Genomic DNA, 21,768 nt, shown 5'->3' on the forward strand with positions numbered 1-21,768 from the left:
TGATTAACTCAGCCTTGCTGGGTCATTTTGCATGGCTTAGTCTAAACTCCAGTAATCAGGTATTCGCTAAAATGAATAGCATTAATAATTAACGTAAGTTCGACAAGTCCCTTGCTTTTTTTGACCTCTTTCCCAACCCCTCTTGGACACCCAGAGGGGAGCCAAAACCCTAATTTCTCGTTGCTCCTCTCTTTACCGTAGGAGAGGGAGGTTGGGAGGGAGAGGTCGATCGAACTCACGTTAATAATTAATACAAGTATAAACCCTTGAGATTACAGATAAAACCCGCATCTGCGGGTTGCAAACCATTAATTTTTTGTATCGGCAAACGAAAGTATGTGTAGCCACGATTTCTAATCGTCAGGGCTACATCCGTTTTAAATCTTGTAAAACTGCGGTGGCTGATTGATAGCGATCGCTAAAATGATAGCAAACCATTTTATCTAAAATTGCCGCTAATTCTTCACTTACTTGCACGGTTTGCCGCCAGATCGCATTACCCGTTTCTGGATCTGGGTGGAGTTCTTGCGGTGGTATCCCAGTTATCGCTTGAATAGCAATCATTCCTAAAGCATAGATGTCACTGCATAAGCGGGGATGACCGGCAAATTGTTCTGGAGGTGCATAACCCCGCGTCCCAATGGCTACTGTGGCTAATTCTGTTTGCTCGCTACTCGACGGTTGCATCAATTTGACAGCACCAAAGTCAATCAATACCAGTCGATTATTTTGAGCGCACCTAATAATATTAGTCGGTTTGAGATCGCGATGAATCACTCGATGTTGATGAACAAATTCTAGAACTTCTAAAACTTGTTTGAGCATTTCCATCACAAATGATTCGTTTTGCACATTTTGTACGGGTGGTAATTCTTCACTTAGGGTATGTCCCTCAATATATTGTTGAATTAAATAAAATTCTTGATTATCTTCAAAATAAGCAAGTAGTTCAGGAATCTGATGATGTTTACCCAAAATCTCTAAAATTTCAGCTTCACTATGAAACAACCTGCGGGCGACTTGCAAAAATCGTGTATCTTGACGGGCTGGCATTAACTTTTTAACTACACAACTAGGATTACCGGGTCGTTGAGTATCCTGTGCTAAATAAGTCCGACCAAATCCACCAGCGCCGAGAGTTTGAGAGATTTTGTAGCGTCCACTCAAAAGCAAATCACCTGATTTTATTTCTGGTGAATCAACTGGAGGAGGAAAGTCAACAGACGAGTCGGGAATTGCTGTTTTATCTTCTAAGAGTATATTTAATTGGGCGATCGCTTCTTGTTGTTTTTCAACTTGCAGAACAATCACCTGAGTTTGCTGCTGATTTTGGTAGCTAGTATAAGCGATCGCACAGATACTACTGATCGCCAAAGCAAGAGCAGGAGGGATTAATGGCACCCATCCAGCTTGTAAAAACAAAGCAACGCAGATTACTACTAAGCCAAATAGAGTTATCCCTAACGCCACTAGCAAAAGCAGCGGATTTTGCCACCGCAATACTAAAACACCACCTAATAGCGACCAGCCCCACACCCAAATAAGTTCTACCCAGTCGGGCCAATACCAAATCAAGGGTCGCCTATCCAACACTGTACTGATGAGTTGACTTGCTATCTGTGCATGAATAAACAGAGCAGGCATTCTAGCTGGTTGATCTGGTAAAGCGCTGTAAGGCGTATAAAAGCCACCAGGAGGGATATTAGCTGCTGTAGTGCCAATAATTACCAGACGGTCTTTGAATAAACTGGGGTTGACTCGATCGCTAAGAACATCTGTGAGGCTTACTTGGTCGGCGAGGCTATTGGGGTGACGGTAATTTAATAATATTTGATAGCCCTGTGCATCCAAATGTTGGTAGCCACCAGAATTAGGTTGTAAACGCCGGAACAGGATTTTACCTAATATAAAATCTCCTTTTTTGGTGAAATCGTATGCGATACCTTGCTTTTCTAGATAATTAATTGCAATTAATGCACCAAATGCAAATTGTGTTGTACATTTCTTGTCTGTAGAGTTAGCAAATAATAAAGTGCGGCGGAGACTTTGGTCGTTTTCATTGTCAGCGACTACATCGCTAAACCCAACATTATCTATAGGGACATTCGGGGGTGGGGGAATTTCATCTCTACCCAAACTGCTGAACAAACAGGTAGTGACAATGTTATCTTGATTTTGAAGATTAGCCGCCAAATTATTGTCTTCTGGTCGGAAAAGATATAAACCAACAATTCGCGGTTGATAAGACTCTATTTTCTTTAATAGCTGATTGATTGTCCGATCTGATAGAGGCCATTTCTCTCGTTTGAGATCGTTATCAGTAATTTTTACTAGCACAATCCGCCGATCGGGTGCTTCTGATGGACGCGATCGCAACATCTGGTCATAAACTCTTAACTCCCAAGGCTGTAACCATTTGAGTTCCCGAACTCCCCAGATAAAGCCAGTGACTCCTATACTGGTAACAAAAATAATTGGCAGCCAGCTTTTGCTCTTAGAAGTTTCACGGGAATCCTGAACTTTAACAAAAGGTACGCGGAGTTTTTCTAATAGTCCACTAATCACGGCGTTGAGGCGGTAGCCTGAATTGGGTAGATGTTGTCGGCGCAAAAATCAATTTTGGGAATCTAGGTTAAAAGCTAATTAACCTAAAGCTCCTATTAATGTAGCAATTTACTTGTTAGTTAGAGACTTTGACGTATTCCTACTTTTAAAGCAAGTTTACGCCCAGCGTCAACCATAGAATCAGACAAGCTCTAATCATCTGTTGGAGATGTTTGAACGTCTTCAACAGGACTGGTAATTGGCAAAGAAATCGGATTAGTAGATGGAGTTAGTGAATCTAACTGAGGTTGTTCAAGTGATGCTTCAATGCTGGAATCAGCAGTGGCAGAGCCGACAATTTTATCATAGTTAGAAGCAACAGCTAAAAAAGCGCCACCTAAAATATAGATAGGTAATGGCAGATTAAATTCTTGCAACCAGTCAAACAGTTCTGCTAAGGCAAACAGCACTAAAAAGCAAGCAAGCCAAACCTTCATATTCTTATCCCCTGAATTGAAACAATTCTATTACTAGCTTAAATAGCTTGCATCATAGTTGATGTAATACATAATCACCAACTTACAAGGTCTATAGCCGTAGATAGATGGAGTCAAAGTTATAGCAGATGCTATATTCCAATATTTAAGTAGGTGGGTGGAAAAATTTATTGTTGAAATGAGGCAGGAGGCAAAAGGGAAGAGAGTTTTAGCCTAGTTAATTTTTCTTCACATAATTTGGTTTTATTATGCCGACTTACTTACTAGAAAAATTTACAGTAAATTTTGAGTATTTCTATCCAAAATGGCATCGCTGGTTGGAAAACTGCATTTATGCCTCAGAAAGTGGTGTATCAATCTTAATCAGAGATATTACTGAGTGCAAACGCAGCCAACAGCTTCTAACTGCACAGTATGCGATCGCTTACGTCCTTTCTGAGACAACTACGCTTGTGAATGGGGTTCTAGCTATTCTACAATCCTTGTGCGAAAGTTTAGGATGGCAAGCTGGTATTTTCTGGAGTGTAGACGATGAAGCTAATGTTGTACACCCCATGAGTACTTGGTATTCACCTGATTTGGAGAAAGAACCATTTAACCAGCACACAATTACTTTTAGTGAAGGTTTACCCGATCGGATTTGGGCAAGTGGTCAACCTGTTTGGATTTCAGAACCCGCCCAAGACGAGAATTTTTTTGCCACCGCCATCAGATTTCCGATTCGGCTGGGTAATAAAATCTTAGGTGCGATCGAATTTTTCAGCGCTCAAATTTTAGAACCTGACACCAATTTACTCCAAATGATGAGTGCGATCGCCAATCAAATTGGTCAGTTCATTGAGCAGCAGCGAAGCTCGTCATTACTGCAAGAAAGTGAGAAAAAATATGTCAGATTTTTGAAATTCCAGGTGTCTCGATTGGAGAGGAAAATTCTACCATTGTTAAATAGGTGGGTGGGAAAATTTATCGTTGAGATCGAGCAGGAGGGAAAAGAGTTTTAGCCTAGTTAATTTTTCTTTACATAGTTTGGTTTTATTGTGCCGACTTACTTAAAAATTTAATTGATAACCTGAAAGCTCGAGAGGTTACAGATTTGCGACAATATTTGGATGAACAGCAGCAAATAGAAGAAAATCTGCGTCATAGTGAAGCACGCTACCGCTCACTGGCAGAAGCAAGCGCATCCATCGTTTGGAGCGCTGGGCCTTGGGGCAACGTTGTTGACGAGATTCCGACTTGGGAGGCGTTCACTGGGCAAAGTCCCGAACAATACAAAGGATGGGGTTGGGTTGACGCACTACACCCAAATGACCGGACATCTGTAGCTGCCATTTGGAGACAGGCCTTTTTTGGACGCAGCGTTGCAGTTGCCGAGTATCGCGTTCTGCGGCATGACGGCGAATACCGTGACATGGCTATACGTGGTGTGCCCATACTTGATGAATCAGGCGAAATCCAGGAATGGGTGGGAATGTGTGTGGATATCAGCGAACGCAAGCAAGCTGAGGCAGAACGCGAGCAACTGTTGGCGCTACTGAAAACAGAACAGACTCGTTTGCTTGAAGCTAACGTTCTGCTTGATACCCTCTTTAATAACGCCCCTGTAGGTATTGGTCTATGGGATGAGAAATTGAGATACGTTCGCTTGAATGACGCTTTAGCTGAGATTAACGGTTTTCCTCAAGAAGCGCATATCGGTAAGACCGTCGCTCAAGTGCTACCTGGGGTAGATCCTGCGGTGATGGAAGCTTTACACCATGCGATCGAGACGGGAGAATCTATTACCCAAGAGGCCAGTGGAGAGACACCCGCTGCACCTGGAAAGCAACGGCACTGGTTGGTAAATTATTATCCGATTAAACTACCAAGTGATATTACTTGGGTGGGTGCAATCTGCCAAGAAATCACGGAGCGCAAGCAAGCAGAAGTCGAGCGGGAACATCTGTTTGAGCGAGAGCAAGCGGCTCGTGTTGAGGCTGAAACTGCCAAAGAGCAAGTTACCAAGATTTTAGAGAGCATAACTGACGGCTTTCTTGCCTTTGATCGTGAGTGGCGCTTTACCTATCTCAATCATGAGGGAAGCAGAACTCTGGGGCGTTCCTGCGAGGATCTGCTCGGAAAAAATTTGTGGTCAGAGTTTCCAGAACTGGCTAATACTAGCTTTGGTCAACTTTATCTCAGCGCAGTTGCTCTAGGAATGCCGCTTGAGCTTGAAGATTATTACCCACCCTTTGATGCATGGTTTGCGGTTCGCGCTTATCCTTCAGCCACAGGGTTATCACTTCATTTCCGTAACGTTAATGTACGCAAGCAGGCAGAAGCAAAACTGCGCGAGAGTGAGGCGTGTTTTCGGCTGCTGGCTGAGAATTCAACTGATATTATTTCCCGCCAGACAGTAGATGGAATTCTTCTGTACATTTCACCAGCTTGCTACACAGTATTGGGGTATCAACCAGAGCAACTAGTCGGTCATCCCAGCCAGGAGTTAGTTCACCCAGACGATTTGGCAGAGATTGCCAGGAATTACCCAGTCAATGCCGATTTACCAGATATTTATACCGTTACTCACCGCGCTCGTCACAAAGACGGGCATTATATCTGGTTGGAAGCAACTATTCGAGCTATTCGCGATCGCCAAACTCAAGAAATTTTAGAGATACAAGCGTCTTCGCGAGATATCACTAAGCGCAAACAAGTGGAAGAGGAGCAGCGTTTCTTAGCTGAAGCTAGTGGGATTTTGGCTAGATCGTTGGACTACGAGACAACCCTAGCAGGTTTGGCACGTTTAGCAGTGCCGGAAATCGCTGATTGGTGCTTAGTTGATATTATTTGTGACAATCAATTAGTCCGCCGGCTTGCAACAGCCCATGCCAATCCAGAGAAACAAGAATTGGTCGAAGAGTTACAAAATTATCCGCCTGATTTGGTACAAACAGCAGGAGTTGCGAAGGTAATACGGACAGGCAAATCACAAATTACTCATTTTATTTCTGAGGAACAGCTCCAAGGGTTAACCCACAACGCCAGTCACTTCAAAATCCTGCAAAAACTAAATCCAACATCTGGTATGAGTGTACCGCTAATCGTTCGAGGACGAGTGCTGGGAGCGATGACTTTGGCATCTTCTTCAGGTCGTTTCTACGATAACAAAAGCCTGATGTTAGCTGAGGAGCTAGCTGGCCGAGCGGCGATCGCAGTTGATAATGCCCGACTTTACAGAGAAGCCCAGCAATCTCAACAGGCGGCTTTACGCGCAGCATCTCGCACTACCCGTCTGCAAGCAATTACCGCTGCCCTTTCTGAATCTTTAACTGCAACACAAGTTGTTGAAGTAATTGTGGAGCAAAGTATAGCAGCTTTGGGAGCTAGTTTTGTTTTTGTCGCACTACTGACTGAAAGCGGTACTGAATTAGAACTTGTCCGAACTGTTGGCGGACAACAAGAAATAGTAGATTCATGGCGTCGATTCTCGATTAATGCATCCGCGCCACTGGCAGAAGTTGTAAGAACTAAGCAGCCTATTTGGGAAGAGCCAACAACAGCGAGGATTGCTCGTTACTCAAATCTTGCCAAGGAGTATGCTCAGTCCAACTACGGCGCTTGGATTTCGATTCCATTGCTCATCGAGGGACAAGCTATTGGTGGAATGTCTCTAGCTTTTACCGAAATTCAGAAGTTTAATCAAGACGATCGAGCTTTTATGCTGGCACTAGCACAGCAGTGCGCACAAGCGATGGAACGTGCCCGTCTATACGAGGCAGAACAAACCGCCCGGAAAGTAGCAGAAAACGCCAACCGGATAAAAGATGAGTTTCTGGCTGTACTTTCTCATGAATTGCGATCGCCACTCAACCCAATTTTAGGTTGGTCAAAGCTACTCCAAACCAAAAAGCTTGATGAAAAGACAATTCCTCAAGCGCTGAAGACTATTGAGCGAAATGCGAAATTACAGGCTCAACTGATTGAAGATTTACTGGATATCTCCCGGATTTTACAAGGTAAAATCAGCTTGAATATCTACCCAGTCGATCTGACATCTGTGATTTCGGCAGCAATGGAGACAGTGCGGCTATCAGCAGAAGCTAAATCAATTGAGATGCACATTAGTCTGGAACCAAATTTGGGACAAGTTTTGGGAGACTCCAACCGATTGCAGCAAATTGTTTGGAACCTGCTTTCAAATGCGGTTAAGTTTACACCAGAAGGCGGACGGGTTGATATTCGACTATCATCATGTTCTAATGTCAACTCAGCACCCAGCACTCATAACTCAGCACTAATTCAAGTCAGCGACACAGGAAAAGGTATCGACCCCAATTTTCTGCCTTACGTGTTTGAATATTTTCGTCAAGAGAATAGCAGCACCACCAGAAAATTTGGTGGATTGGGGTTAGGATTAGCGATCGTCCGTCACTTAGTCGAATTGCATGGCGGGACAGTCCAAGTAGAAAGTGAGGGCGAAGATCGGGGGGCAACTTTTACTGTAAGACTACCGTTAATCCAAAATCAATTAGAGATTAAACAGGAGAGTAGCAATTCTGAGCCATCTTCAAATTTGAATGGCATCAAAATTTTAGTAGTGGATGATGATACAGATACGCGAGAATTTATTGTCTTCTTACTAGAGCAGTATGGGGCAAATGTGACAGCAGTAACATCAGCAAATGAAGCCCTAGCTACTTTAGCCCAATCCTTACCAGATATACTTTTAAGCGATATTGGGATGCCAGAAGTGGATGGCTGTATGTTCATGCGACAGTTGAGAACACTGCCACCAGAGCAGGGAGGAAAAATTCGAGCGATCGCCCTTACCGCCTATGCTGGAGAAATGAACGCTCAACAAGTGCTAAAAGCCGGATTTAACAAGCATATTTCCAAACCAGTAGAGCCAGCCGAATTAGTAGATGCGATCGCTAACTTAATCGCTGAATAAACCTGCCTCTACCTGTTCGCCATTACTTGATATAGTTAAAACTATTTGTCAGTTTTAAATCATATCTGTAAAAATATTTGCGATCGCTTGTTCCTTTCTTGGTTTTTACTTAAACAAACAATAGGCTTAACAAGTTAGTTGAGCAACTTGTTAAGCCCCTTGTTCAAGTTAGGCAAACTTCCGCTACAGTGTAATAGCTAGCCAAGTTAATAGCTGAATAAACCACAAATGACAAATGTGTAATAGCTGAATAAACCTGTCTCTACCTGTTTACCATTACTTGATATTATCAGGTATGCTCGCTTTATATTCTAGATCGGAAAGAATCCCTTGTTTGATATCAATCTTACGCGAGATGACTTTTTCATCAAAATAAAAATCAGCAACGCGCTGCTGCTCGGCAACGATCGCAGGTGTAATTTTTCTCAATTTATAAGTACGACGGCTTGCCACCTTTAGCGCAACTGCTGGATCTAATTTCTGTTCATCAACTAAAATTTTGGCATAATCGCTTGGTTTTTTTTCAGCCGCTTCTCCTACTTTCTGTGCTTCCTCTAAAAACACTCGCACCAATTGCGGATTTTGGGTGACAAATGCACGCCTGCCAATATAAAACCCGCCGAGAGTATTAATTCCTTTTGCATTTCTCAGATTACGAATCGGGGTAGTACTTTCTACAGCAGCTAAAAGCGGATCGCCACCCACCCAGGCGTCAGCCTTGCCTTGAATAAAGGCATCGCGGGCCTCAGTTGGAGTCAAAGCAACGATTTGAATATCGCTAATTTTTAATCCTACTTCTTTCAACGCTTTTGTTAGTAAATACTGTGCATTGGAACCTACCTGAAAAGCAATTTTCTTCCCTTTAAGATCGGCTACTTTCTTAATAGGAGAATTAGCTTTCACCACAATACCTTGGTTTGTACCATCGCTGGGCGTGCGTCCAGTAAGATAGACAACTTCAGGGATGAGGCCTGGGCGTGCGGCTTGGTCAAATATTGGAGGTGTCTCTCCCACATTACCGATATCCACTTTACCTTCATTCAGCGCTTTGATCAATTGCGGCCCTGCTGCGAATGGCCCAACCCAATTCACGGTTATACCCAATGCTTTGAAACGTGGCTCAACAGCTTTTTTAGACTTGACAATATCACCAGAACTTTGATAAGCCAAGTTAATTACTTTAGCAGGCACTGCTTGGGTGGTTTGTATAAGGCTACCAGCCAAGGGAGATAATAAAGTAAACAGTCCCAATGCAGAATATTGGACAACACGCTTTAAGACTGTACGGCGTTGTGGTTGAAATGACTTGTTCATCAGTTATGATTTTCCTAGTAAGTTTTAGCTTTTACGTTGTCAATCTTACTTTCAAAAGCAAGTAAGATCATAGGAAGTTATTATTTAAACCTCCTAGAACACCAAATTATGGCAAAAAATTGAGATTCTGCTACTTAAACAAATCCCCTTGTACATTTAGTAAATTGGTATTCTAGTTTGTTTAAAAAAACAAACTTCATATTTGATTATTCTCTACTTTTCACTTATCAGTGTTGGTGGAGTAATAGCTGCATATTCTTGAGGCGTGAGTAATGCTTCTTTAACATCAATTTTTTTGGGTAAGATTTTTTCGTTATAGAACAAATCAGCAACATTTTGTTGAGCTTGCATTAGTTCTGGAGTAATTCCTTTTAGCCGATAAGTAGCACGGCTAGAAATTACTTCCTGAATAGGTAAATCAATTTTGAGTACAGGTGCTATGAGTTTCGCTACTTCTTTACGATTCGCTTCTGCCCATTCACCATTTTTCTCAATTTCTTCTAAAATGATCCGAACTAATTCGGGATTTTCCTTAGCAAATTCTCGTGTTCCTACATAGTATCCGCCTGGAGTACCTATATTGGTTGCATCTCTCAGCACCCGCGCACCGTGGAGTTTTTCTACCAAAGCTAAATGAGGATCGCCAGTTACCCAAACTGGAATAGTGCCTTGAATAAATGCGCCACGGGCTTCGACATTGGGCATACTTAAGACTTGAATATCACTATATTTTAAACCTACTTCTTTTAAGGCTTGGATGATAAAATAGTGAGAAGCAGAACCTTTTTGAAAGACTACTTTTTGACCTTTAATATCAGCTAATTTTTTAATTTGAGAGTTTTTCGGAACTGCGATCGCACTACCTTTACCTGAATTAGGCCCAAGTCTTCTGCCAGCCAAATAGATGATTCTTGCACCCGCAGCTTGAGCAAAGATGGGAGGCGTTTCTCCAACAGAGCCAATATCAATTTTGCCCACATTCATTGCTTCCATAAGTTGTGGCCCTTGAGCAAATTGTGACCACTCAACTTTCAAGCCCAAAGGCTCCAAACGTTTTTCTAAAACTCCTCTGACTCTAACTAAATCACCAGAGCTTTGATACCCTATTCGCAGTAACTTTGTTTTAAAAGCTATAGTCTTAGCGCCTGCTGGCTCTGCTTTCGGAACGCTTCCTGCATTTGTGTTAGATACAGTTGACGAACAACTGATTAAAGTAGTAGATACTACAAAACCAGGGATTACAAATAAGGCTATCTTACTGATTACTGTTGTCTTAGTTTTCACGAAAATATTAAACATTTTTGCCCCTCATTTTTTGATTAACTACTGATTTAAAAGCATTAGCTAATAACGTAAATTTTTCAGTTTCTTAAACTTGATTAGAGTTATTTACTTATTAGATTTAATTGAATCAGGTGTAAATGCTGCATATTCTTCTGGAGAAAGTACTCCATCTTTGACATTAACCTTTTTTGGTAAAAGTCGTTGTGCATACCATAAATCAGCTATTTGTTGTTGTTTTTTAACAACTTCATCGGTGATAGGTAACAGACCATATACTGCTTTACTATGAATTGTTTTGAGAGTAGGTACATCAATACCAACTTCACTAGTCTCAAGTTCTGCTAACTTATCAATATTTTTCTGCGACCAATCTTCAGCTTTGATAAACTCCTCTAGAAAAACTTTGAGAATATCAGGATGCTCTTTAGCAAATTTACGTGAGCTAGTATAAAAGCTACCAATATCCTGAAGTCCTTGCCCATCTATTAATACACGACCAAGATTTTTTTGGACATTTCTGGTAATGTAAGGTTCCCAAATTACCCAAACATCAATTCCTCCCTGACTAAAAGCCACATTTGCATCTGGAGGTGGGAGAAAAAGAGATTTTACATCACTCAGTTTTAGTCCCTCTTTTTGTAATGCTTTTAATAAGACATAGTGAGCAATAGAGGCTTTTTGAAAAGAAACTTTTTTGCCTTTAAAGTCAGCAACACTTTTAATCAGAGAGTTTTTTGGTACTAAAAAAGAAACTCCTCTACCATTAAATCGAGTCGTTGCAATATACACAAGAGGTGTACCTGCGGCTTGAGCAAATATAGGTGGTGATTCAGCTGTGGCTGCGATGTCAAGGGAACCAGCATTTAACGCTTCTAAAGCTTGTGGCCCAGCAGCAAACTCTAGCCACTTGACAGTAAAATTCTTTGCCGCCAAACTTTTTTCTAGAGTTCCTTGCTTTCTCATCACTGCAAGAGAACCAAGCTTAGAAGAAACAACTCGTAACTCTTGTTTTTGGGGAGTATTAGAGACTGTTTTACTTTGAGATTGTGTACTAACTGGGGATAGTTGGTTTTGAGTATTTTTAGTTTCTTGACTACAACCAACTATGCTCATTGGTATAGTGAGAGTGCAAGCAGCAATTAATAAAGATATATGTTTAGGCTCAATTTTATATTTGGCTTCTATAAGTTTAATATTTAGGCTAGATTCACATACTATCTTGGTATTTTTGATTTTTGATTGCAGAAATTTATTGCTAGACAAATTTAGCCTTTGCAAAGATTTGAAAAGCTCCATAATATTTTTCTAGTTAAATTTAATAATTTTCGTATTAGCGCTTTTAATGAGTGCTAACAACTCTGATTTTCAGTCTAGAGTCTATCAAGTTTGGTCTAAAAATAAAGTATTCATGAACACTTGTTTTTAACCAAAAAAATAATTTTTAGTATTTTTGATTTACAAGCATAAAGTATGATATTTAGACAAGTTTTATTGGTCAAAAGTCCAGAATAACTCTTGACTTTTGACCAATAAAAGGTATATTTAAACGCCCATCAACTCAATCTTCTGAGCTATAAATCCTAAAAGGGACGACTACCTGCGAGGCTAACCCGCTTTAATACTCGTCGCTCATTCGGATCGAATGCTTGACGATAATGTAAGGTAGCTTGATTATCCCAGTAGACAATATCACCTACAGACCATTTGTGTTCGTAGTAGAATTTGGGTTGATTTAGATGTTGTCTCAACTGTTCAATCAGTTTAGATCCTTCTTCCGGCTCTAAGCCGACAATTTCCACTTCTGTAGCAGCATCCAAGTAAAGATGCTTTTTCCCACTCTCTGGATGGGTTCTAACTAAAGGATGGGGAAAGATCGGACTGATTAAAGGAATAGTTTTGTCTAAACGATACAAAGACCGGGGTGCATTCCGATCTCGCAAAAATGGGTTGTAGGTAATTAACTGCAAATCTGCAATCCGTTCTTTGGTGGCTTCATCTAATGCCTCATAAGCTAAATTGGTATTTAACCAATAAGTATCTCCACCATGAGTTGGTATTTCCAACGCATAAAGAAGCGAACCACTAGATGGGATAGGAGTCCATTTGTGATCGGAATGGAAAGTGAGTTCTCCAGTACCGGTATAGCCACCATCAACATTGGAAATCGGAATCACTACCGGAGTTTCTCCTGGTTTAGAAGCCAATACTGGAGTTTCATCAGATGGTACAAAAAGCGCGCCAAAGTATAGAGAAAAGTTCAAAAGTTGTTCATCAGAGAGCTTTTGGTCTTTGAAAATTAGGATGTGGCGATCGCGCAGAGCTGCTTTAAGTTGTAAGATGACTTCAGGCGCGATCGGTTCACTGGCATCAAGATCGGTAACTATCGCTCCCAAAGGAGCATCAATAGACCTAATTTTCACCTTTGTCAAAGTCGAGGTAGACATAATATTCTCCTGAATTTTAGTTTCTTCTTGGGAATAACTACTTATTCGCTAGAACCTCTGAAGGAGTAATTTTGGCGTACTCTTCAGGTGTCAAAAAACCGTCTCTAACATTTACCTTCTTGGGGATAAGCCCTAAGCTATACCACTTATCTGCAACTTCCTGTTGTTTAGTAATAGTTTTATCAGTGATTGGTAGCAACCCATAGTCATATTTTTTATGCATTATTTCTAGAGTTGGTGGGTCTAGTTGAGTTACAGGAGCAAGAAGTTGTGCAACTTCTTTGGGATGATCCTTAGTCCAAATTTCTGCCTTTTCTAGTTCCTCTAGAAACACTTTGATCGCATCAGGATGAGCCTGATAAAACTGGCGTGAAGTTGAATAAAAGTTGCCAGTATCTCGCAACTTTCCACCATCTGCTAAAACACGAGCTATTTTATTTTGTACATTTCTGGTAGCAAATGGCTCCCAAATATACCAAGCATCCACCTTATTCTGACTAAATGCTGCATTTGCATCTGGCGGCGTTAAAAAAACTGATTGGACATCACTCAGTTTTAGTCCGGCATCTTCTAAGGCTTTAACTAATAAGTAGTGACCGATAGAAGCTTTCTGGAAAGCTACTTTTTTACCCTTCAAATCAGCAACACTTTTAACAGGAGAGTTTACAGGAACTAAAAGTGAAATAGCTTTACCACTGGGGCGTGTAGTAGCTAGATAAACAAGAGGCGCTCCGGCTGCTTGTGAAAATACAGGAGGCGATTCGGCTGTAGATGCGATATCCAGTCCGTTTGCATTTAGGGCTTCTAACTGTTGTGGCCCAGCCGCAAACTCAGCCCACTGTACTTTAAAACCCAGAGGCTCTAATCGCTTTTCTAAAGAACCCTGTTTTTCTAAAACTGCTAAAGCGGAAAGTTGTTTTGAACGAACAATCCGTACTACTTGTTTCTCAGTTGATTTCTCTGTAGTGCTAGATGCAGCTACAGACTCAGGGGAAGCTGATGATTGCTGAGTGTTATTTTTGGCTTCACCACAACTCGATAAGACCGTCGATAGCATTAAGCAGTAGCCCAAAGCAAACAACAACGAACGACGCGTTGTTCTCTGGTTTTTCCTGAATTCAAACTTTCCTTTTGAAGCTGGCATAGGTTATTTTCTTTATTCTTCGAGCGGTGGTCAGAACAATTATGATTAATTGCGGTCTCAACAAGCAAAAAAACTTTTGTTTATTAATAATATAGTTGAAAACTAGACTAGTTAAATATTTTTTTAACTGTAAACATCTATCAATAAGTCACGGTATTACTTTACGTCAAGCTATTATCAATATTACTATTAAATTATGTTAATTTATTAAAAGTAAATAAAAAATTGCATAATACTGTTGATTGTAAACAGCTATAACAGTTTGTTAAATACTTCTCAACTGCATCGAAAAAATAATCCAGTGTTTGGGTCTAAATTTGCGACTGATTGCATTCATAATTATGACTTCTCTTTTAATAAATCAACTCTTAGGTTTCCATACTGCATCTTTGATTTGAAAAGTTTTAGGAATCAGCTTTTGACTGTAGAAAAGTTCAACTACCTGCTGTTGTTCAGCGACAAATTCATCAGTTATATCAAATACCCCTAAGATAGGTCGCCTTTCTAAAGCCCATTTCCAGACTCCTGGTTCTTGTCTAGTTTGCGCTGCTAACAAATTAGCAACTTCATTGGGATTAGCTTTAGCCCATTCTTCTACTTTTCTTTGTTCTTCCAAAATTATCTTCACTAAGTCGGGGTGATTTTCAGCAAAATTGCGTGTAGCGATATAGTAAGCTCTTTGGGGAGCGACATCAGAACCTTTGGCTATAACTCGTATTTCATTTGCTCGCTCTTTGCGAGCATAAAACGGATCGCTAGTAGGTAAAACATCAACTCTGGCACTTTCAAAAGCAACCTGACTTTCTGGAATAGTTAGGTAAACAGGTTGAATATCATTGAGAGTTAATCCAGTACTTGCTATAGCTTTCAAAAGCAAATATTGCAGAGCAGTTCCTTTTTGAATCGCAACTTTCTTACCCTTGAGTTCTGCAAGAGTTTTGATTGGTGAATCCTTACGAACAATAACTGCTTGAGCGCCTGCGTTAGAACCAGTTGCAGCAACATAAACAATGGGATTATCACCAGCTTGAGCAAAAATTGGTGGCAGATTTCCAACGTTGCCAATATCAACACTGTTTGCGGCCATTGCTTCCATCATTGGCGGGCCGCCCCGAAATTCTATCCACTTGATAGCAATACCATCAGCAGCAAAGCGCTTTTCCAAATAGCCTTGAGCTTTAAGTAGGTTCAGACCAGGTGTACCACTCTGATGACCAATGTTGATAACCTCTATTTTTTTTGAGCTTGCAGTAGTTGGCTCAACTTGGGAATTATTGCTTTGAGTGCTTGGAGAGTTACAGCCTGTAACTAACAGGAAAGTCGTAAATGCTAGCAAAAAATAACGAACTATATTCGCAAATAACCATGACTTTCTGTAGCTTATGAACATGATTCAATGTAATTTATCGAAGTAAGTGGATATTTTTATTTTTTATTTTGTTGGACTGAATCTTATAGAGGATTCAACTTTTAAAAATGTTATGTATTAATACATTTTAGCAAAGATTGTTGGTGTGGATGATTGGTTTTTAAAGACGCGATTCATCGCATCTCTACAAGGGGGGGTTCAATTTTTTGTACGATTTATAGATATTTTGACCCATTTTATAAAACTAGTTTTATCATATTTAGGCATCATAGGGAACAGTTTTTTAATAAATGAAAATATTTTTTGGGAATGTCTAAAATAAAAAAGAGAGTGGGTATTACCCACCCTATAACGACTCTAGGAACTGAGAATTTAAGAGTTGAAAGGAAAAAATTTAGGAAGTGGAGTGAGTAGTACCCACTCCAAGGGGGTGCTAGTGGAAGATTGAAACTTATGAGTGAAACTCTGTCTTATTCGCGTTCAATTTTGCTAGTGCTTCCAAGCGACTAAAATTGTAGCTTTGAGTTCTTCTGTAAAATGTCCAGACGGCTCAACTGCTAGTAGCGCTTCTCTAAGATCCTTTTCAAATGCTGGGGCGTTATCGCCATAGAAAATTTTCAGAGAGAAGGCTGTAGTGTATAAATAGCCGAGGTAGCTATCGACAGTCCAAGATTTTTCAAATAGCACTTCATAGTTTTCTTGACGAGCAAAAGCTGAATTGCCAATTACAACTTCATGAGGAGGATCGAGTGGTTTACGAATGCCTTGTCCTCGTTGTCCAGTCCGGCGTTCTTCACCTAGCCATTTTTTCACTACTCCAACAGCAGCTTGTTTCCAAGGTAGATTGCTTTCCCAAGGATTGTCACCAGTCTGAAGCAGTGCTAATGCACCATCATCAGTTAACAATTCATAAAGGCGTTCAAGTACTAATTCGCGTTCCATCCAGTGGAAGGCTCTACCAATAGTGGTTAACTTAAATTTCCCTAAACTAGCGTCGATGAATTCTGCGCCTTGTTGTAACCAAGTGATATTATTTGCTCCGACTGCTGCTGCTTGCCGTTTAGCTTCTGCAATCATTTCGGGATCGGGATCGATCGCAACAACTTCTTCAAATTTGGTTCGCAGACCAATTGAAATTAACCCTGGGCCAGTACCTAAATCAAGGAGTCGTCCTTGACCATTGAGATGAAATATTTCGGCTAGTTTGTCGAATACAACAGGTGGGTATTTGGTTCTATATTGAGCGTAGCCTTCTGCGGCTCCCTCAAATAAACTTGGGTCGTAGGTAGGAAGTGTTTTGAGTTGAGTCATATCAATTTTAGATTTTGGATTTTAGATTTTGGATTGTAGAGACGCGATGAATCGCGTCTTTGGCTAAGAATATTGCGTGATAACGGGTAATTCATCATTGAGTACCCAATCACCGATCGCACGCAATTTGTAATCCACAGGATCGTGTAGGGTAAAGGTTCGTAAATCCCGCCAGTAACGGTCAAATCCATATTTGGTTGCTGTGGCGCGAGTTCCAGTAACTTCAAAGATGCGATTGGTAATATCTATACCTACACGAGTCGCTAATGCCTTGGCTGCGGAAACTGCGATCGCTACTTCTCCCCTTTCTTGATGAGTCAGTTCTACATCTTTATCCCACGCTGCTTGTACTTTCTCGGCTGCTTGGTCAGCTAGTGCGATCGCAGCTTGAATTTCAACCCAAAAGTCTCCGTAATGATGCAGAATATATGGGTCTTGAGTAGCACTATCTACCCCTGATGTAATCCACGGTTGAGTAGTAGTTTTAGTATATTCACGAGCGGCGGCGAAAGCTCCTTTAGTAATTCCTAAATAAACGTTGGTTTTTGTTAGCTGGGCAATAATCCCAAGAAAAGTTGAGAAGGCACTATCAGAGGGATTTGGTGGCCCCAAAATCTCATCTTTTTCTACTAGAACATTGTTAAATGTATAACTACCGCTATCAGTGCGACGTTGCCCAATATTATCCCAATCTTGATTAGAAATTAAACCTTCCCTGTCTTTGGGAATTATGAATATGAAAGGCAATTCTACGCCATCTTCCAAAGCGGAGAATACGCGGTAATCTGCAACGGAAATACCTGTACCAAAGCTTTTAACACCATTAACCCGAAAATTCTCGCCTTCTGGGTTAATCTTCAGCCTAGTATCCTTTGTATTAATCGCATTTGCCCAAAATAAGTTATTTTTAGCAGTTTCTCTATAGTATTTTTCCTTTTGGGCTGGTGTGCCGGAAACGTGACCCAAAGCCGTTAAATTGAGATGATTACCATATAACTGACCAATTGAACCATCTGCTTTTGATAGCTTTCTGACAATTTTTAAAGCATCAATCCAAGTTGCACCAATGCCGCCATATTGCTTAGGTACAATCAGTGGCAACAAACCACTTTCACGCAGTTTATTAATTTCCTCTTCTGGAACTCCAGCTTTAGCATCCCGTTCAACTGCGGATTGAGCAAGTTCCTTGGATAGAGAAGTTGCTAGGTCAACGTAATCCTTCGGTTTTGTAATATCTAGTACCATAATCAAACCGTCCTAATAATTCGTAATTCGTAATTCGTAATTCGTAATTAAGGCAAACAAAAATGCTTATGAATATAACCAGTTTCTCTGTGAAAGTGAAACAATGTCTTGTTTCATAATTTGCGATTAGACACAGAATTTAGAGAAATGTAGAGTGGGCCTTGCCCACGCTACAAGTGAACAGAGGAAATGGAACATGGAACGTTGTAATGTCTTTTGTCATTAGTCCTTTGTCCTTTGTCCTTTGCAAATGACTAATGACTAATGACCAATGACAGTTATTTCTTAGCCGCTAGATATTCGTTTGCGGCTTTCTCAACACCTGTACCCTTGAAGAAGTCTTGATTGAGACTGGTGTACAACTCTAAGGGATGGATTGAGAGGAAGTAGCGGAGGTCTTCTTCGGTAATGATTTCGCGTTCTGCCATTGAGTAGGCGTTGGCTGTAACGGCGGTGATATCAGGCACATCCCAGTGACCGGAATCTGAACCTAAGAAGGCTTTAACGCGATCGCCAAAGGGATTAGCGGCACGATTAAAAGCTTGAGCTACACGGGTATCATCTGATTCTGTACCGAAGTAGAAATGATTCAAGAAGCGATCGCGCACATCTTCTGGTTTCTCTATTCCCGCTAGTTCAAATTCATCGAGTTCGCCCGGATTTTCTGGCGCTAATAATTGATGGTGAAATCCTAAACCGTCACCAATTTTATCTAAGCGTCCGTCTACAAGTTCGCCACCGTAGCGAGTATACAACTCTACTAGTGCTTCCTTGTCGATAATCGCAGGATTGTTATTTGACAACAAATGTTGTTTGTTGCGGGTTTCCCAATGCCAAATAATATCAGCGTATAGACTAGCACCCCAAGCTGAACCACCTTCTAAGAAGGCAAACTTTAATTGTGGGAAGCGGCGGGTAACTCCACCAAAGAACAGCGATTTGCATAATGCTTCGGCTGCAAAGGCGAAGTGATTAATGTGATTGTACTGGGCGTTGGTGACAGAACGCTGAGTTGTCCAACCTTGGCTAGAAGCGTGAGTTGTGGGTACAACTTTCAGTTCTACGCACTTCGCCCAGAATGGATCGTAATCATACTGGCTATCTAAACCAAAGTTATCAATCCAAACCACTTCGTTAGCGACTTCTTTACCATACTTCTCAAAGGCAGGAATTGGACGACGGACGTAACCGGGGATTTGAATTGCTTTGAGTCCCAAAACATTCACTGCATATTCCAATTCTTCAATCCCTTCTTCGGGAGTATGCAGGGGAATGGCGGCGATGGGTGTTAAGCGATCGCTATAAGGACGGAAAATGTCAGCATGGTAAGTGTTAACTGCCCGACAAACGGCCCGCCGCATTTCTTCGTTGCCGATATTCGGGGCCATTGTTGCCAAATTGGGATACACAACGGCAAAGTCTGTACCTGCTTCTTGCAAGCGTTCGTGCAACAACTTAGGCAAGCTAATGGTAGCCAAATTCAAAGTATTTTTGGTCGGACGACCCCACCAGTTAGGGCGATTGGTACGATAAGCAAAACGTTCTTCCCAACTTTGCTTGTACCACTTAAAGCGAGAAGATCCTGGTAAATTCTCTTTAAAACGTTCGACAAGTGCAGTTCCACCAACTTGTTCTAAATAATCCAAGACTGCTGGTTCAAATTCTTGGGTATGTACATCGGTGTCAACGATTGGATAACCAAGTTTTTCCCGAATTTGAGCAGACCTAGTTTTTTGTGGGCGGTCTAGAGCGATCGTCATGATAGTTTACCCTAAATTATTCAAATGTTTATGGGCATTGGGCATAACTTCGTTAACCTCGTTCCCAGTCTCAGACTGGGAATGCAGTACTGGAGGCTCTGCCTCCCTGACTGGCGGCAGAGCCGCTTTGAGAGCATTTCCAGGTAGAACCTGGAAACGAGTTAAAAGTGGACATTAGGCAATTAACGGTCGGCTTTAGCCAAAAATTCATCTGCGGTTTGCTCCACAGCCGTACCTTTGAAGAAGTCACGATTCAGGCTGGTGTACAACTCCAAGGGATGAATTGACAGGAAGTATTGCAAATCTTCTTCGCTGATAATCTTGCGTTCTACCATTGAATAGGTATTAGCAGCGATCGCAGTAATATCAGGTACATCCCAGTGACCAGAATCAGAACCCAAAAATGCTTTAACGCGATCGCCATAAGGATTAGCTTTCCGGTTAAAGGCTTGAGCTACACGGGTATCATCCGATTCTGTCCCGAAGTAGAAGTGATTCAAAAAGCGATCGCGGATATCTTCTGGCTTGGTAACTCCTGCAACGGCGAATTCATCCAAATCACCTGGTTCTAGGGGAGATAACAAATCAGCGTGGAAACCTAAACCACTACCTAGCCGATCCAAACGACCATGTACTAATTCACCACCGTAACGGGTATATAGTTCTAACAGTTCTTCGCGATCGATATTGGCAGGATTGTTATTTTCCACCAAATGGTCTTTATTGCGAGTATCCCAGTGCCAAATCAAATCGGTGTACAAACTAGCACCCCAAGCTGCACCTCCTTCTAAAAAGGCAAACTTGAGTGTGGGGAAGCGGTGAGTTACACCACCAAAAAATAGAGATTTACACAGTGCTTCTCCAGCCGATGCAAAGTGACCAATATGGTTGTATTGGTAATTGCTAATGGAACGCCGATTGATCCACCCCATACCGGAAGAGTGGGTGGTGGGTACAACTTTCAGTTCTACACACTTCGCCCAGAAGGGATCGTAATCATATTTACTATCCAAGCCAAAAGTATCAATCCAGATGGCTTCGTTGGCTACTTCTTCGCCATACTTCTCGAAGGCGGGAATCGGGCGGCGGATATGTCCGGGGATTTGAATTGCTTTGAGTCCCAGCACTTTCACTGCATATTCCAATTCTGCGATCGCCTCTTCGGGCGTATGCATTGGAATAGCGGCAATGGGTGTTAAGCGATCGCTATAAGGACGGAAAATATCAGCGTGATACGTGTTAGTTGCACGACAAACAGCCCGCCGCATTTCTTCATTACCGATGTGTGGAGCCATCGTTGCCAAGTTGGGGTACACAACAGCAAAGTCTGTACCAGCTTCTTGTAAGCGTTCGTGCAGCAACTTCGGCAAACTAATGGTAGCTAAATTTAAGGGATCGTTAGTGGGACGAGTCCAGAAAGGAGGGCGGGCGGTGCGGTAAGTGCGGCGTTCATCCCAAGATTGCTTGAACCATTTAGAACGAGATGCACCGGGTAAATGCTCTTGAAAACGCTCTGCGATCGCAGTTCCAGCAACTTGCTCTAAATAGTCCAAGAATGCTGGTGGAAATTCTTGGGTATGTACATCAGTGTCGATGATGGGATAACCCAGCTTTTCCCGAATTTGAGCAGACTTAGTTTTTCTGGGACGGTCTAATGCAATAGTCATAGGTTCTACCTTATTTTTCAATTGGATTGGGTAGATAGTACTGATTAAGAAGGTTGTCTACTTTCTTCTTACCAGCATTTTTTTGAAGAAGTTGAGATTTTTCTTTACATATAATGTGGCGGGATTAGTAAAGGCAAAATCTCGAAAATCAGCAAAGCTGATCGTATCCTTCTCCACAAACTTGTATATATTAGCTGCAACAGCAATATTCATAAAATCTTCCTCTAAAGTGAGGAGTATCTTTGTGTAACAAGCT

15 protein-coding genes are annotated in these 21,768 nt (G+C 41.4%); 2 read left to right on the plus strand and 13 right to left on the minus strand.

Annotated elements, in window-relative coordinates; genetic code table 11:
* Positions 1 to 366: 366 nt before the first annotated feature.
* Together RMX89_RS15135 and RMX89_RS15140 are read right to left on the minus strand one after the other, a co-directional pair.
* Positions 367 to 2,565 (minus strand): CHASE2 domain-containing serine/threonine-protein kinase, encoded by a 2,199-nt coding sequence (locus RMX89_RS15135; RefSeq protein ID WP_322689532.1) that lies wholly within the window; start codon positions 2,563 to 2,565, stop codon positions 367 to 369.
* A 191-nt stretch (positions 2,566 to 2,756) separates the two neighbouring features.
* Positions 2,757 to 3,041 (minus strand): hypothetical protein, encoded by a 285-nt coding sequence (locus tag RMX89_RS15140; RefSeq protein ID WP_322682435.1) that lies wholly within the window; start codon positions 3,039 to 3,041, stop codon positions 2,757 to 2,759.
* 248 nt (positions 3,042 to 3,289) lie between these two features.
* Between RMX89_RS15140 and RMX89_RS15145 the strand changes: the two genes are divergently transcribed.
* Both RMX89_RS15145 and RMX89_RS15150 read left to right on the plus strand, forming a co-directional pair.
* Positions 3,290 to 4,042 carry a GAF domain-containing protein gene (locus tag RMX89_RS15145; protein WP_322682434.1) on the plus strand — a complete coding sequence of 251 codons (753 nt, stop codon included), beginning with the start codon at positions 3,290 to 3,292 and terminating at the stop codon, positions 4,040 to 4,042.
* 92 nt (positions 4,043 to 4,134) lie between these two features.
* Positions 4,135 to 7,974: a PAS domain S-box protein gene (locus RMX89_RS15150; RefSeq protein ID WP_322682433.1), complete on the plus strand. Its 3,840-nt coding sequence runs from the start codon at positions 4,135 to 4,137 to the stop codon at positions 7,972 to 7,974.
* Positions 7,975 to 8,250: 276 nt separating this feature from the next.
* On the opposite strand, the gene RMX89_RS15155 is transcribed toward RMX89_RS15150, so the two are convergent.
* From RMX89_RS15155 to RMX89_RS15205, 11 genes are all read right to left on the minus strand, one after another.
* Entirely contained in the window at positions 8,251 to 9,288 is a 1,038-nt protein-coding gene (locus RMX89_RS15155) for an aliphatic sulfonate ABC transporter substrate-binding protein (protein WP_322669977.1), read from the minus strand.
* Between the two features lie 213 nt (positions 9,289 to 9,501).
* Positions 9,502 to 10,587, minus strand: coding sequence for a sulfonate ABC transporter substrate-binding protein (locus tag RMX89_RS15160; protein WP_322689474.1), 1,086 nt, complete (start codon positions 10,585 to 10,587; stop codon positions 9,502 to 9,504).
* A gap of 90 nt (positions 10,588 to 10,677) precedes the next feature.
* Positions 10,678 to 11,868 carry an aliphatic sulfonate ABC transporter substrate-binding protein gene (locus RMX89_RS15165; RefSeq protein ID WP_322689475.1) on the minus strand — a complete coding sequence of 397 codons (1,191 nt, stop codon included), beginning with the start codon at positions 11,866 to 11,868 and terminating at the stop codon, positions 10,678 to 10,680.
* Positions 11,869 to 12,152: 284 nt separating this feature from the next.
* Positions 12,153 to 13,016, minus strand: coding sequence for a TauD/TfdA family dioxygenase (locus tag RMX89_RS15170; RefSeq protein ID WP_322689476.1), 864 nt, complete (start codon positions 13,014 to 13,016; stop codon positions 12,153 to 12,155).
* Between the two features lie 37 nt (positions 13,017 to 13,053).
* Positions 13,054 to 14,160, minus strand: coding sequence for an aliphatic sulfonate ABC transporter substrate-binding protein (locus tag RMX89_RS15175; protein ID WP_322689477.1), 1,107 nt, complete (start codon positions 14,158 to 14,160; stop codon positions 13,054 to 13,056).
* Positions 14,161 to 14,521: 361 nt separating this feature from the next.
* Complete coding sequence (locus RMX89_RS15180) at positions 14,522 to 15,550, minus strand: aliphatic sulfonate ABC transporter substrate-binding protein (protein ID WP_322689478.1); 1,029 nt, start codon at positions 15,548 to 15,550, stop codon at positions 14,522 to 14,524.
* 468 nt (positions 15,551 to 16,018) lie between these two features.
* Positions 16,019 to 16,840 carry a class I SAM-dependent methyltransferase gene (locus RMX89_RS15185; RefSeq protein WP_322689479.1) on the minus strand — a complete coding sequence of 274 codons (822 nt, stop codon included), beginning with the start codon at positions 16,838 to 16,840 and terminating at the stop codon, positions 16,019 to 16,021.
* A gap of 63 nt (positions 16,841 to 16,903) precedes the next feature.
* Positions 16,904 to 18,085 (minus strand): acyl-CoA dehydrogenase family protein, encoded by a 1,182-nt coding sequence (locus tag RMX89_RS15190; protein ID WP_322689480.1) that lies wholly within the window; start codon positions 18,083 to 18,085, stop codon positions 16,904 to 16,906.
* A gap of 278 nt (positions 18,086 to 18,363) precedes the next feature.
* Positions 18,364 to 19,845, minus strand: coding sequence for an amidohydrolase family protein (locus RMX89_RS15195; protein ID WP_322689481.1), 1,482 nt, complete (start codon positions 19,843 to 19,845; stop codon positions 18,364 to 18,366).
* A 182-nt stretch (positions 19,846 to 20,027) separates the two neighbouring features.
* Positions 20,028 to 21,512 (minus strand): amidohydrolase family protein, encoded by a 1,485-nt coding sequence (locus tag RMX89_RS15200; RefSeq protein ID WP_322689482.1) that lies wholly within the window; start codon positions 21,510 to 21,512, stop codon positions 20,028 to 20,030.
* 57 nt (positions 21,513 to 21,569) lie between these two features.
* Entirely contained in the window at positions 21,570 to 21,725 is a 156-nt protein-coding gene (locus tag RMX89_RS15205) for a hypothetical protein (protein WP_322689483.1), read from the minus strand.
* Positions 21,726 to 21,768 lie beyond the last annotated feature (43 nt).

It is taken from the genome of Nostoc sp. DedSLP04 (genome assembly GCF_034530775.1).
GTDB lineage: Bacteria > Cyanobacteriota > Cyanobacteriia > Cyanobacteriales > Nostocaceae > Nostoc.

What these genes read in the sequence shown, in the direction of transcription:
- RMX89_RS15140 (WP_322682435.1), bottom strand. Translation starts at nt 3,041, where the DNA reads ATGAAGGTTTGGCTTGCTTGCTTTTTAGTGCTGTTTGCCTTAGCAGAA.
- RMX89_RS15145 (WP_322682434.1), top strand. Translation starts at nt 3,290, where the DNA reads ATGCCGACTTACTTACTAGAAAAATTTACAGTAAATTTTGAGTATTTC.
- RMX89_RS15155 (WP_322669977.1), bottom strand. Translation starts at nt 9,288, where the DNA reads ATGAACAAGTCATTTCAACCACAACGCCGTACAGTCTTAAAGCGTGTT.
- RMX89_RS15160 (WP_322689474.1), bottom strand. Translation starts at nt 10,587, where the DNA reads ATGTTTAATATTTTCGTGAAAACTAAGACAACAGTAATCAGTAAGATA.
- RMX89_RS15165 (WP_322689475.1), bottom strand. Translation starts at nt 11,868, where the DNA reads ATGGAGCTTTTCAAATCTTTGCAAAGGCTAAATTTGTCTAGCAATAAA.
- RMX89_RS15170 (WP_322689476.1), bottom strand. Translation starts at nt 13,016, where the DNA reads ATGTCTACCTCGACTTTGACAAAGGTGAAAATTAGGTCTATTGATGCT.
- RMX89_RS15175 (WP_322689477.1), bottom strand. Translation starts at nt 14,160, where the DNA reads ATGCCAGCTTCAAAAGGAAAGTTTGAATTCAGGAAAAACCAGAGAACA.
- RMX89_RS15180 (WP_322689478.1), bottom strand. Translation starts at nt 15,550, where the DNA reads ATGTTCATAAGCTACAGAAAGTCATGGTTATTTGCGAATATAGTTCGT.
- RMX89_RS15185 (WP_322689479.1), bottom strand. Translation starts at nt 16,840, where the DNA reads ATGACTCAACTCAAAACACTTCCTACCTACGACCCAAGTTTATTTGAG.
- RMX89_RS15190 (WP_322689480.1), bottom strand. Translation starts at nt 18,085, where the DNA reads ATGGTACTAGATATTACAAAACCGAAGGATTACGTTGACCTAGCAACT.
- RMX89_RS15195 (WP_322689481.1), bottom strand. Translation starts at nt 19,845, where the DNA reads ATGACGATCGCTCTAGACCGCCCACAAAAAACTAGGTCTGCTCAAATT.
- RMX89_RS15200 (WP_322689482.1), bottom strand. Translation starts at nt 21,512, where the DNA reads ATGACTATTGCATTAGACCGTCCCAGAAAAACTAAGTCTGCTCAAATT.
- RMX89_RS15205 (WP_322689483.1), bottom strand. Translation starts at nt 21,725, where the DNA reads ATGAATATTGCTGTTGCAGCTAATATATACAAGTTTGTGGAGAAGGAT.